10 protein-coding genes are annotated in these 12,550 nt (G+C 63.5%); 3 read left to right on the top strand and 7 right to left on the bottom strand.

From position 1 onward, the window contains the following. Positions 1-14: 14 nt before the first annotated feature. The 6 genes from EDF57_RS05720 to EDF57_RS05745 form a co-directional block, all read right to left on the bottom strand. Positions 15-563 carry a polysaccharide biosynthesis/export family protein gene (locus EDF57_RS05720; protein WP_134093430.1) on the bottom strand — a complete coding sequence of 183 codons (549 nt, stop codon included), beginning with the start codon at positions 561-563 and terminating at the stop codon, positions 15-17. 32 nt (positions 564-595) lie between these two features. Further along, positions 596-1,693: a glycosyltransferase gene (locus EDF57_RS05725; protein WP_347876945.1), complete on the bottom strand. Its 1,098-nt coding sequence runs from the start codon at positions 1,691-1,693 to the stop codon at positions 596-598. Between the two features lie 26 nt (positions 1,694-1,719). Beyond that, positions 1,720-3,951 (bottom strand): polysaccharide biosynthesis tyrosine autokinase, encoded by a 2,232-nt coding sequence (locus EDF57_RS05730; RefSeq protein WP_134093432.1) that lies wholly within the window; start codon positions 3,949-3,951, stop codon positions 1,720-1,722. A 28-nt stretch (positions 3,952-3,979) separates the two neighbouring features. Then, on the bottom strand, positions 3,980-5,257 hold the full coding sequence (locus tag EDF57_RS05735; protein WP_166675183.1) for an outer membrane beta-barrel protein: 1,278 nt from the start codon (positions 5,255-5,257) through the stop codon (positions 3,980-3,982). Positions 5,258-5,461: 204 nt separating this feature from the next. Beyond that, positions 5,462-6,820 carry an HlyD family type I secretion periplasmic adaptor subunit gene (locus tag EDF57_RS05740; protein WP_134093434.1) on the bottom strand — a complete coding sequence of 453 codons (1,359 nt, stop codon included), beginning with the start codon at positions 6,818-6,820 and terminating at the stop codon, positions 5,462-5,464. Beyond that, on the bottom strand, positions 6,817-8,628 hold the full coding sequence (locus EDF57_RS05745; RefSeq protein ID WP_134093435.1) for a type I secretion system permease/ATPase: 1,812 nt from the start codon (positions 8,626-8,628) through the stop codon (positions 6,817-6,819). Before EDF57_RS05745 ends, EDF57_RS05740 begins: the two co-directional genes overlap by 4 nt. A gap of 263 nt (positions 8,629-8,891) precedes the next feature. Between EDF57_RS05745 and EDF57_RS05750 the strand changes: the two genes are divergently transcribed. From EDF57_RS05750 to EDF57_RS05760, 3 genes are all read left to right on the top strand, one after another. Next, on the top strand, positions 8,892-10,400 hold the full coding sequence (locus tag EDF57_RS05750) for a TolC family protein (protein ID WP_134093436.1): 1,509 nt from the start codon (positions 8,892-8,894) through the stop codon (positions 10,398-10,400). A 192-nt stretch (positions 10,401-10,592) separates the two neighbouring features. After that, entirely contained in the window at positions 10,593-11,105 is a 513-nt protein-coding gene (locus tag EDF57_RS26185; protein ID WP_165921454.1) for an acyltransferase, read from the top strand. Positions 11,106-11,283: 178 nt separating this feature from the next. Further along, positions 11,284-12,186, top strand: coding sequence for a glycosyltransferase (locus EDF57_RS05760; RefSeq protein ID WP_134093437.1), 903 nt, complete (start codon positions 11,284-11,286; stop codon positions 12,184-12,186). 8 nt (positions 12,187-12,194) lie between these two features. On the opposite strand, the gene EDF57_RS05765 is transcribed toward EDF57_RS05760, so the two are convergent. Continuing rightward, positions 12,195-12,539, bottom strand: a complete 345-nt coding sequence (locus EDF57_RS05765; RefSeq protein ID WP_243840897.1) for a hypothetical protein — start codon at positions 12,537-12,539, stop codon at positions 12,195-12,197. Positions 12,540-12,550: the final 11 nt, after the last annotated feature.

A 12,550-nucleotide genomic window follows, 5' to 3' on the forward strand; every position in this document is an offset into this window, starting at 1 on the left:
CGTCGGATTTCCGATCAGAAGTACCGGGGGCCTATGCGGATCGTGTCCCCGGGCAGCACCGCCGCGCCGCTGGTCAGCCGGTAGGACTGCTCGGATGTCTCGTTCGAATGACGAATATGCGCCACTCCCTGATTGGCGCGATACGTGAAGCCCCCGGCCTTGGCGACAAGCGCGAAGACGGACATGCCTTCCGCGAAGCTGTATTCCCCTGGCTTCTGTACTTCCCCCAGAATGTAGATCGGGCGGAAACTGACGATATCGAGCGTGATCCGGGCGTCGCGCACGTAGCCTTCGCTGAGCAGGACCGTCAGTTCCTTCCGCAAGTCGGGAAGGGTCTTGCCGGCGGCCTTCACGCTGCCCACCAGGGGCAGGCTGAGATTGCCTTCGTCATTGACCACATATTCGCCCGACAGATCCTTTTCGCGAAAGACATCCAGCTTGAGTCTGTCTCCTGCCGCCAGCCCTTGCGGGGCGGCGCCGACGGGTGGCAGTTCGGTCGTGGGCGTCACGCCGCAGCCTGCCAGCAGGGCGCTCAAGACCAGCACCAGCGATCGTTTTGCCATGAAATCTCCTGGAAAGAATGGCGCGGCCATCGTCAGGCCACGCGTTCAACAGAGGGACGCAGCGCGTCCAGCGCTTGCAATATGCCGCGATCGAACACGTCCGGCGCAAAGCGGCGGGCGTTCCTCATGGCGGTTTCGGGCCGGAAGGAAGGAAGCCAGCCTTCCAGTCTGCGAATGGCATCGCACAGGGAATCGACGCTCTGTTCGTGGTAGAACAGTCCGGTTTCCCCATCGACGATGGAGTCGGTCACCCCGCCTCGCCCGAAAGCCACGACCGGGCGCCCGGATGCGTTTGCCTCTACCGGGACGATCCCGAAGTCTTCCTCAGGCGTGAACACCAGCGCCTTGGCCGTGGCATAGGCTTGCTTCAACTCCTCGAACGACAAGCGCTGGCGCACTTCCACGTTCGGCCCCGCCCTGGCGGCGACGGCCTTGAACATCTCGCCGTCCCCCCCCATCAGCGCCGGCACCCCCAGTCGGTTGAAGGCCTCCAGGGCGATGTCCGCCCGCTTGTAAGGCGTCATCTGGCTGATCCAGAGATAGCGTTCCGTGATCTCGGGCGAGGCATGGAACGCTTCCACGGCGACAGGCGGATGGACTACGGCGGAGTCCCGCCCCCAGGACTTGCGGATACGGCGCGCCACGAAGCTGCTGTTCGCCACTATACCGTCGATCCGGTTGGCCGAACTGACATCCCATTGCCGAAGACGGTGGAACATCGATGGCATGAGCAATCGGCTCAGGTTCCCGGCGGATGACTTGTAGTCGTGGTAGTGATCCCACAAGTATCGCATCGGTGAGTGGCAATAGCAGAGATGGAGCGCGTCGGGATTGGCGATCACGCCTTTTGCCGGTCCGGATTCGCTGCTGATGATGAGGTCGTATCCGCGAAGATCCAGTTCCTCCAACGCCATGGGCATGAAGGGAAGGTACTTCTGGTAGTGTCTGCGAGCACCCGGCAAGGCGCCGATGAACGTCTGCCGGACCTTCGCCGCGCGAATTTTCTGCGACACGCGGTCCGGATCGTACACGTGGGTGAAGACATCGGCCTGGGGGAAGAGATCGAGCAGGCGCTCCAGCACGCGTTCTCCGCCGCGCATCGACACCAGCCAGTAATGGATCAGTGCCACACGGCCAAATTGAGAAGCTATGCGGTTCATGAATAATAGCCCCGATAATCCTTATAGAAGCTGGAGATGTCGCTGCCGCCGAAGCGTGCCTGCTTCTTCATGTCCACTTTGTTGAGGACGATCCCCAGGCCCTTGATGGCGCGTGCGGGCAATTGGCGGACTGCGGCCTTGACCACCCGGTCCATCGTCTTGCGCCAATGCACCACCAGAACCACACTGTCGGTACGCGAGACGATCTCGCGCGATTCCGCGATGGGCAGGATGGGGGGGCAATCCAGCACGATCACGTCGAACTCCTCGCGCAGGCGGGCGACGACGCGGTGCAGGCGGCCCTGCTCGGTCAGGCGCTCACCCTTGGGGAAGGCGCGGGTAATCGGAATGATGCGCAAGGGCGATTCCGGGTCCGGGTAATGCGCGATGTCCCGGCTTTCCGAATGCAGCGCTTCGTAAAGACCCGGTTCGCCCTGGTTGAGCCCGAACTGCTTGCTCAATTGCGCGCGAATGACATCGCAATCGACGACGACGACACGTTCGTTCGCCATGGCCAGCGAACGGGCGAGGCAGGAGGCAATGGTCGATTTGCCTTCACCGGGCAGGGCCGACGTGATCGCAATGACTTTGCCCGAACGCGTTCCCGTCTGGCGGACCGAAACGATCACATTGCGCAGAGATTCCGAGAATGCGCCGTTCGCATGTTCCCGGACGGTGTCGAGCGGCGTCCCTCCGTGCGGTTCCACAGAGCGATGCGCAGGAATGAAGCCCAGTGCCCGGACTCCAAGGCGGTTCTCGACATCGTCCAGGGTGGTGAGGCCGCGATAGGACAATTCCGAAAGGACCGCCAACATGGCACCCGCCAGCACGCCGAGGACAAGGCCCAGCGCCAGGTTCATCGGCAGGCTGGGCGAAATCGGCAGGAGCGGGACATTGGCCGAGGACACCAGCCTCGCCGTGGGTTGCTCTGATCCGGTACCGGCGACCACCGCATTGTACCGCTGGAGGTACGACTGATAGAGCGCCTGGGTCGCTTCGGCGCGCTTCTCCAGATCAGCCAGCGACACGAGTGCGGAGTTGTCCGCGCTGAGCTGCGAGCGCGTGCCGCTGCGGCTGGCGAGCAGGGACGAAAGGCGCTGGGCGGAGGTATCGGCGGTGCTCTCCAGGGCCCTGATCGATCGAGAGACCTCGGCAGCGATCTGGCGGTCGATATCCGCGACCTGCTGGCGGACGGTGACGAGATCTGGATTGCTGTCGAAATAGCGCTGCGACAGATCCCGCTCCCGGATGACCAATTGCGCTCGTTCGCTTCGCAGTGACGTGACGACGGAGGAATTGACGCCCTGGCCCACATCGTTCGCCCCGCCCGAATGCAGCTGGCGGCGTGCGCTGGACAGTGCGGCGGTATCGCGCGCGGCCTCCGCGCGGGCCTGGGCGATCTGCTGGTTGTAGGTGGAGATTTCCTGTTCGGTCAGGCTGGTGGCCGCCGAGCTGAGCAAGCCGTTGCGAATGCGATAGCTCTGCACCGCGGCGAAGGCATCGTTCGCCACCCTGCGCAATTCGTCCACGCGGCTTTTCAGGACTTGCGCGGCGGTGGCGTTGTTCCGCGCGAGTTCGCGTGCATCGTCGGTGGTGTAGAGTTTCGCGAAGGCATTGGCGACGCTTGCGGTCCTTGCGGCGTCGGAGTCCGTGAACGAGATGCGGAGATTGAAGGAATCGCCGATCCGCGCAACGTTCAGGTGCTTCAGCAGATAAGTGATCGATTGCTCGCGCAAGACCGCCGGTGATAGCACCGGAAGCCGCGTGCTTCGCCCGAAGCCCATCGAGGCGAGCAGGTTGTCGAGCGCCGAACGCGGCGCCGCAACGTCCTCGGCGAAGTCCCGATCCCGGAGAAGGCCGGTGGCTTCGAGAACCTGAGCGGCCATCTGGCGCGAGGTGATCAACTGGATCTGGGTTTCCACATCCTCCGACCGGACGAGGGGCGGGACGCCGCTTTCTTCCGGATCATGCGGCAGGACCTGCTTCGGTGCCGTGATCATCACGACGTCTGCCGCAGAGGAATATGTGCGCGGCAGCGCCGTGGTCCAGAGCAGGGCGACCAGAACCGATATGGCCAGGGTCAGAAAGAACGCTTCCCGCCTCCGCCGCAGCATGGCGAACAGGGTGCGCACGGTGATCTGATCTTCGGAATAGCGATAAGAGCTGGCCGATTCTGGAAAAACCTGAGGGAGCGCGCCGGACGCTTGGTAGATCGCGGGAAGGTTCAAGCAATGCACTCCTTGCTGCAATGGCGGGTCATGGCGTTACCGAGATGCCGATCCCCGCGCTGGCGGAGGTGAATGCGCTGACGAGCGGCGTTCCATGGACGGCTTGCCGAATGAAGGTGAGGTATCCGCCGAATGACAGCCGCGGGCTGAGCCGATACTCGGTATTGAAGCGAAGTGTCGTCCGATCTGTGCGGGTGTCGACTTCGCGATACTGTCCTCTTTCGCAAGAGGCCGACAGGGCAACGCGCAAGTTGCGAAGGGGGTCATAGTATCCGCTCAGCGACACCCTGTCGTTAAGGATGCCTGCGACTTCCCGGTAGCCGCTGTTCTGGAACGAGCGATCGCCCTCAAGGCGGAGCGTCATCAGGGGGGTTACATACCACTGCAGGTCGGCGGCGAAGGTGACGCCGGAAAAGTCGCGATAGATCGGTAGCTCGTAGCGGCGTGACTGGTAGCCCACCGCGATCTCGCCGGAGAGTAGCGGCGTCAGCGCGCCCTTCAGTCCGGCAAGGGCCGAGACGCTGCGCGCGTCGCGGCGAGCATCCTGCGCCGAGGCGGTCGAGCGAATATCCGAGACCGATCCCGACGCGAAACCGGAGACAAGGTCCGAGAAGTCATAGCTGATCCTCACGGTTCCGCGGGCGGCCTCCGTATCCCGGAAGGACTCGTCGACTTTTGCGCCGCCCTCGAGTGACAAGGGATCGTAAGTCAGGCGCTGGTAGCCCGCAGAGGGGGCAAGGCGGAAGCTGCCGAAGCTCAGGTCGAGACCGAAGGACCCGTCCAGGCGCTGGAAGCTCACCGGCTCCGCGGCGTCGACCGCGGTGCCGACACTGCTGCGCGGCTCTATGAGATGCGCGACACTGGCGGAGGCGGTAATCAGGCCATGGTTCGTAAATTCCACATCGGCCTCGCCGGCCAGGTCGAACTCTTCGCTGTTCTCGGAAGTGTATTTTGCGAAACGGCGGATGGTGCTGCCTGCGCGAAAGTCCAGGCGATGCGGAGCAAGGTCCGTGGTCACACGGAGCGCGGGCATCACGAAAAGCGTGGCATCGGATCGTGCGTCGCGGCGATTGAACACGTTGCTGGAATAGCCGCCGACCACCGAGACGATTGGTTGGATAGCGAAAACTCCGGCGCGAACGGGCTGCGGGACAAGTTCGGGTTCGACGCGCGCGCCGGCAGCATCGTCTCGATCGAGCTGGGGCGAAATGACGATCGACGTGCCGGAACCTATGGCCTGTGCGAAAGACAGGCTCGGCCATAGCGCCATGCCGCACGTTACCAGGCCTCCGATCATATGGCGCATCAACAGGGGCCTTGTTTCATGCAAGCGCATCGAATGCGGAGCTTGCCCGCGTTCGGAAGTGGCGACCTGCAAGGGGAGCGGTTTGGCGGGCGATGGATTTGGGAAAGTGCTGAGAGACAGTGTTGAACAGCTATCGGAACGGTCGGCTTCACTGAGTAAATTCTCAAGACGTCCTCAGTGAAACCTTGCATGCTTCATACGCGATTACTCTCGCAGTGCGCGTCTGAATTGATCCGAAAGGGGGCGAATTATGTATTGCAGAATGGTTCTCTGTTCCGTCTGAATGAACACTTCGACCGGCATACCCACGGAAATGCGCGCGTTTCCAAGTTTGCGGAATTCTGCGTCCGAAATGGCGATAGTCACCGGATAGAAAGTGTTGTTGGTGGCCGTGTCCACGGTGCGATCGGCGGCAACCTGCGTGACCTTTCCTGCCAGCTCGGGCGTCGTGCGGGCATTCAGCGCCGTGAAGCGCAAGTGTGCCGTTTGTCCCCTGGATACCTTGTCGATGTCGGTCAGGCGGACATGGCCACGAACGACCAGGTGATCGTGCGAAGGAACGATCTCCATCAATGTTTCTCCGGCGCGCACCACACTGCCGATTGTCCGCGTCTGCAGCTTGTCGACAGTTCCGTCCTGCGGCGCGCGGATTACGGTTCGGTCGTTCTGATCGCTGGCGGCCACGCTCTCCTTGCGAAGATCCGCGATAGCGCCTTGAACTTGCGCCAGTTCAAGCGCTGCCTCGCTGCGGGCGGTGCTTTCCACCGAGACGATCTGGGCGCGCAGCTCGGCAATCCTGGCCCAGGTTTCGGCAACGCCGGATCGGGCGGTGGATTGCTGCGCTTCCACACCCACCGCAGATCGTTCCAGCGCATTGAGCCGGTCCAGCGTCGTCAGCCTGCTTTCGTAGAGTTCGCGGGTCTGCTGCAATTCCTGCCGAACCAGGGCGGACTGACGCTGATAGGCGCCGGCCTGGCTGTTGAACGAGGTGATCTCGGCCTGAGTCTGCGCGATGCGGGCACGAAGCTGGCCCACCTGGTCGCGTCTTGCCGCATTGGCCAATCGAAAGCTGCTGCGCTCGTCCGCCAGGATCGTGCGGACACCGGGGTCGCCGGCCTGCTTGTCCTCCAGCTCCCGGGGAAAGTCGATGTCTCCGGCGCCTGCCTGAACCGCGCGCAGCCTCGCCGCCTTGGCGAGGAGCTGGTTCAGGCTGAGCCCGGTATATTCCGCCACGGCACCGGAAACCCTGCTGTCGAGTCGGATCAGGGGCTGCCCCTGGCGCACCGCATCACCGTCCTTCACCAGGATTTGCGCGACCACGCCGCCGAAGGGGTGGGAAAGCTCCTTAACGTGCGATTCCACCGTCACTTCTCCCGGCGCGATCACCGCGCCAGCCATCGGCAGGAAGGTGATCAACGCGCCAAGGCCCAGCACCAATACGGCGATGGAGATCAGGCCCAGGCGGACAAGTTGTGACAGTCCAGGATCCGCAGCGAATGTAGCAGTCTGCGAAAGTGCGAGAGGGCGCGGGGCAGGGTGCAGCGGATGCGTGGCGGGGATCATTCCTTGATCTCCACGACAACGGCGGGGCTTTCAGTCGCTGCCTCGACATTCGCCGGGGTAAGGTGATTTCGGGCGCCTGCGCTCGGCGCTTCAGGGCCTCCGCTTTTTTCCAGCGGGCGAGGTGGCCGCATGCGCTTTTCGAATTCGGCGCGCGTTTCGAAGCGTTCGATGCGGCCACCGTTCATCACCATGATGTGGCTGACATTGGCAACCACGCTGGGCCTGTGTGCGACGACGATCACGATGCCCCCTCTCTCGCGAATGCCCTTGATCGCCGTGCCCAATGCCGCTTCGCCTTCATGATCGAGGTTGCTGTTCGGCTCATCGAGGATGACGAGGAAGGGGTTCCCGTAAATGGCGCGGGCAAGCGCGATGCGTTGCTGCTGCCCCGCAGACAGGCCCCCGCCCTGTGGGCCGATCCTGTAATCGTATCCGCCTTCCAGGCGGACGATCAGTTCGTGGCAATCCGCCGCCTGCGCTGCCTGAATGATGGCATCGCGATCCGGCGGCTCCCGAAAGCGGGCGATATTCTGTGCGATCGTGCCTTCGAACAATTCGATAGCCTGGGGTACATAGCCCACGATGTCCGCGATCTGGTCTGCCGGCCATTGATCCAGCGTCGCACCGTCGAGCCGCACCGAACCGCGAAGCGCTGGCCAGACCCCGCAGAGCACGCGGGCCAGCGAGGTCTTTCCCGATCCGCTGCGACCGACGACGGCCAGCGCGTCTCCGGCCGATAGCGTGAAGGACACTTCCGCCAGCGTGATGCGCTGCGAGCCGGGTGGGGCTGCCGTAACGGCCTTCGCTTCGAGATCGCGTTGGGGCTGCGGGAGACCCAAAGGCTCGATCCTGTTCGGCAGCGCTTCGAAGAGCTCCTTCATCCGCGCGAGCGCCAGACGGGCGGCAATCATGCCTTTCCAGTTGGAGATCACCTGCTCCACCGGCGCCAGAGCTCTGGCCGAAAGAATCGAGCCGGCGATGATCACGCCGCCGGTTGCGCTGCCTTCGATCACTAGGAAGGCGCCCAGTGCCAGCGTGGCCGATTGCAGGAACATGCGGAAGGACTTGGTCAGGCCGCTGAGCGTGCTTGAAATGTACGAAAACCGGTCGTTTGCCTGGAGGTATTCGGCCTCCAGCACATCCCATTGCTGTCGGCGGGCGCTCGCCATGCCCAAGGCCTTGAGCGTTTCGGCGTTACGCCGCGTGGTCTCCGCCAGGCCGTATCGGCTGGCAGAGGTTCGCATGGTGGCTTGCGCCAGTGGCGCCGTGATGCGGTTGTTGACAAGCATCAGAGCGACCAGGACGCCGACTCCCGCCAGCGAAAGCAGGCCGATGCTCCAGTGGAACACGCTGAGCACCAGCAAATAGACGACGATCCAGGGCAGATCGAGAATGGCAAGCGGCCCTGGCCCCGAGAGATAGGCGCGCACGGTTTCCACGTCGCGCACGATCTGCGTGCCCTGGGGCATGGCGCCGCGGGAGAGTTCGTAGCGGGAAATCACGTCGAGCACCCGGTCGCTCACCGATTTCAGGAAGAAAGATCCAAGGTGGACCATGATGCGTCCGCGCGTCACGTCGAGCAGGGCCTGGAACCCATAAGCCACGATCACCAGCGCCAGCAGGCTGACAAGCGAAGGGACGCTGCGACTGGGGAGCACATCGTCGTAGACCAGCAGCATGAAGAAGGAGCCGGAGAGGAGCAGCACGTTGTAGATGCTGCTGATTGCCAGAACCGGCACGAGGGCCTTCTTGAGCGGCGCCAGGGCGGCCGCAAGCTCGGGAGAAAGGCGGATGGCGAAAATGGTCATGGTCTTCCTGCCCTGCTGCAGGACGATCCCGCCCTTGGTTCGGAACGCATCTTTTCACCCCAACCTTTGCATCGCCGATTTCCCCGCGGGGATCCCGGCGGCCGACTGCGCCGAGTGAGCCTCGCGCAATTGCGTCCTGTCTGGAACTATCTCTCGCTGCATTAGAACAGGGCGGCGGGTAGACCTCCAGTCGGATTAGATCAGTTTTGGCGCGTTCCACTGTGAACCACGCGCAGGATCATGCCATGTATAGGGGGTAATACTTGGAGAAGTGGAGCAGAAGCCGATGGTTGTTGGCTGTCCTCTGCCTTGGCGGCGATCACAGCGCCTATGCGGAGACGCTGGAGGATGCGTTGGGAGACGCCTATCGAAACAATCCGGCACTTGTGGGCGCCCGTGACATGAGCAGCGCTGCGGACGAAGGCGTCAATCATGCCCATGCAGCATATGGGCCCAACCTGAGCCTGTCCGTGCAGCATGAATATACGGATGCGCGCATTCGGGGCGGCGTTTTTCCCGTACATGACGAGGGCTTCGGCACGACGGGCGAGCTGGCATTGTCGCAGCCGCTCTTCACATCCGGAAGGCTGTCCGCGGCGGTCGATGCCGCCACCGCGAACAAGTTTGCCGTTCGCGCGCGGTTGGAGGAGGCCAGCCAGCGGACGATTGCCGATGTCGTGACGGCCTATGTATTCCTGCAGCGCGACATGGAACTCTACGGCGTGGCTGCGGAGATCTATGATCTGCTGCTCCGGCAGCGCGACCAGACGGTTTCGCGCTATCGCCTGCGCGATTCCACGGCGCCGGATGTCGATCAGACCTTGAACCGGCTCGAACTGGCAGCGGGGCGCGTCATTTCCGCGCGGGCGGCCGTTCAGGCCAGTGCCGCGCGTTATAGGAACCTTGTTGGGCACTATCCGGACGAACTCTTGCCCGTGCCGGCCTTGCCCGACCTGCCGGTATTGGAGACGCTCTATACCGAGGGGGAGGCGTACAGCCCGTCACTGGCGGCGTTCAAGTTCGCCGAGGTTCAGTCCCGCGCTGCCGTCGCGGCGGCGCGGGCCGAGATGATGCCGCAGGTCAACGCTTATGCGTCTGCGCTGCGCGCACCGATCACGCCCTATCAGAACAGCTATCGGCAAGAGGCGGTCTCGGCCGGGGTGCGATTGACGATGCCGCTCTATAGCGGCGGGCAAATGTCGTCTGCCTTGCGCGCGGCGAAGGACCGCAACCTGGCGGATCAGCAATTCGTGGAGCAGGCCAGGCGCGACATGCGCGAGCAGCTTGCTGCCGATTGGGCGCTGCTGGAGGCGGCCCAAGCGTCGCTGCCGCGCTTCGACGCCGCAGTGTCCGCTGCCGAGCGCGCGGTGGAGGGTGTGAAGCGGCAGGAGACGGCGGGAATTCGCACTCTTCGCGACGTTCTGGACGTGACGAACGACTTGCTGTCGGCACGAACGGCGGCTGTCCAGGCGCGGGCCGAGGCTTACGTGCTGCGCGTCGATGTGCTGCGCGACGCCGGCATTCTGACAATCGGCATGTTCTCTCGTGAGCGTCCTTATGACCCGGACAGTCGCTTGCGCTGGGGCGGAAGATTGGCAGGCTTGCCGCTACGCCCTCTGCTTGAACCGCTGGACCGGCTGGCAAGCCACGGTTCCGTGCCGGTGGCGCGGGTGCAACTGGAGTATTCGCTGAATTTCGAAGGGTTGAAAGAGGCGCCGCTGCAGCCGGTTTCGCAAGGTTCGGAGGCCGAAGGGCAGGGCCGCGGGCAATAGAGGGGCGCTGCGCCGTTTCGGATCGATCTGCGCGTGGATGCAACGGTAGTGGAGCTATCCACCTCTTGTCGTCGCTGCGGGGAAGGAACAGGTTCGCGGCGTCGCTGGTGCCTTTCGGTCGAGCGAGGTCGGTGCGCGATATTCTCCGTTCCCGACAATCTCGATTCCGGGCAATCTCAAAGGGATGTGTTCATGTGGAGGGAAGCGATCTTCCTGTGGCTTGCAAACCATCTGCCGCAAGGGCGGATCGGCACGCGGGCGCGTCACGAGGCGCTTCGATGGGCGGGCCTGAAGCTGTCGCCCAAGGTGATCGTGATGGGGCCGGTCAGGATTACGCCGCCGGGCACGGGCGGGCAGGTGAGGATAGGATCGCGGTCGTTCCTCAACACCAACGTCCGGTTCGGGGGGAAGGGCGGCGTTACTATCGGGCGGTTCGCCCAGATCGCACCGAACGTGTCGTTCGAGACGAGTTCGCATGAACTTGCCTTCGAAGATGGCCGCAGCAGGGCGCCGGTGACGGCACCGGTCGTGGTGCAGGATCACGTCTGGATCGGGACGGGGGCGATCATCCTGCCGGGAGTGACCATAGGACGCGGGGCCGTGGTTGCCGCGGGTGCTGTCGTCGTGCGCGACGTACCGCCCAAGACTCTGGTGGGCGGCGTGCCTGCGCGGATCCTGCGCAACGTTGACGAGCTTACGGCGTGACAGGTCGTTGCAGCTTTGCGGGGTGGCAGGATCGCCTCATGGCAGAGCAGCTGCCGATCGGGGAAGGAACCCGGGCTGGCCTCGGCCTGGGGCTCAAATCGAACGGATGCGTCGAAAGTCGCGCCGGTGGCTGGGTGCTGACGATCCAAGCAAGGGCCGGAAAACGGAGAGCGAGCGCATGAATGCGATCAACGATGGCGAGCATCTCAGCGTGGCTGTCGTGGTGGCCAGCCTTGGCCGGCCGCAACTCGTGGCGCAGATGCACCAGCTCATGCTGGAGCAATCCTGCCCGCCCGATGTGCTGGTGTTCTCGGTCGTTGGCGAAGGAGACATTCCCGAAGACTATGACGGCCGGCAGGATCTGCACGTTCTTCGTGGGAGCAAGGGGCTCTGCGCCCAGCGGAACCGCGCGCTGGATTGGCTGGCGGACGACTATGATCTCATCGTCTTTTACGATGACGATTTCGTGCCCTCGAGGGACAGTGTCGATCGGATCAAGCGGTTCTTTGCTGCTCACCCGGAGGTCGTGGGGGCGACGGGCAATGTCATTCGCGATGGCATAAAGGGGCCCGGCATATCCTTCGAGCTGGCAAGGGACCTGATCGCCGGGCACGAGAAGAAAGACTTCAGCCCCAATTGCATCGTCACCAGCCTTGAGGGGCTCTACGGTTGCAACATGGTCTATCGCGCCTCGGCCATTGGCTCATGCCGGTTCGACGAGCGGCTGCGGCTCTACGGCTGGCAGGAAGACGTCGACTTCGCCGCATCGCTGTCGTCGCGGGGGCGGATCGTCAAGACTTTTGCCTTCTCCGGGGTGCATCAGGGCGTGAAATATGGCCGTACTTCGGGCGTCCGGCTCGGCTATTCGCAAGTCGTCAATCCGCTCTATCTCGTGCGAAAGGGCACGATGTCGCGCAGCTTCGCGGCGAGGCTGATCGTGCGCAACGTGCTGGCCAATCATCTCAAGACATTCAAGCCCGAACCGTGGATTGACCGTGCCGGACGCATGAAGGGCAACTGGATCGCCTTCCGGGACCTGATGCTCGGCAGACTGATGCCGGAGAGGATCGAGGCGCTCTAGAGGAGGGGCTAGGCAGCCGGCATAAGCAGCCGGGCAAGAAGCATCAGCGGCAGGGCTGCCGCGGTCAGGCCGAGCCAGGCGCGCAGGGCGCTTTTCGCGTGGAACACGGTCATGGCCACGACGGCGAAGAGGGCGTAGCTCGCCAGGGTCGCGGCCGTGACGGCTTCCGCCCGGTTCATGCCGAACGCAGCCAGAATGAGGGAGAGGGCAACCGTGGCAAGGGCGGTGACGCCATAGGCGCCCAGCGTTCCTGCCAGCGTTCGCGCTGCTACCGACCAGCGGTAGCGGGCGGCTTCGCCGGGCATGAGCAAGCGGGCACCGGATAGGGAAAGACGGGAAGGGGCCTTGGGCATGACGGGATCCT

The sequence above is a fragment of the Novosphingobium sp. PhB55 genome, assembly GCF_004368805.1.
Lineage (GTDB): Bacteria > Pseudomonadota > Alphaproteobacteria > Sphingomonadales > Sphingomonadaceae > Novosphingobium.

Coding starts and splice junctions, on each gene's coding strand:
- EDF57_RS05740 (WP_134093434.1), bottom strand. CDS start 6,820: ATGATCCCCGCCACGCATCCGCTGCACCCTGCCCCGCGCCCTCTCGCA.
- EDF57_RS05765 (WP_243840897.1), bottom strand. CDS start 12,539: ATGCCCAAGGCCCCTTCCCGTCTTTCCCTATCCGGTGCCCGCTTGCTC.
- EDF57_RS05735 (WP_166675183.1), bottom strand. CDS start 5,257: ATGCGCCATATGATCGGAGGCCTGGTAACGTGCGGCATGGCGCTATGG.
- EDF57_RS05760 (WP_134093437.1), top strand. CDS start 11,284: ATGAATGCGATCAACGATGGCGAGCATCTCAGCGTGGCTGTCGTGGTG.
- EDF57_RS05720 (WP_134093430.1), bottom strand. CDS start 563: ATGGCAAAACGATCGCTGGTGCTGGTCTTGAGCGCCCTGCTGGCAGGC.
- EDF57_RS26185 (WP_165921454.1), top strand. CDS start 10,593: ATGTGGAGGGAAGCGATCTTCCTGTGGCTTGCAAACCATCTGCCGCAA.
- EDF57_RS05745 (WP_134093435.1), bottom strand. CDS start 8,628: ATGACCATTTTCGCCATCCGCCTTTCTCCCGAGCTTGCGGCCGCCCTG.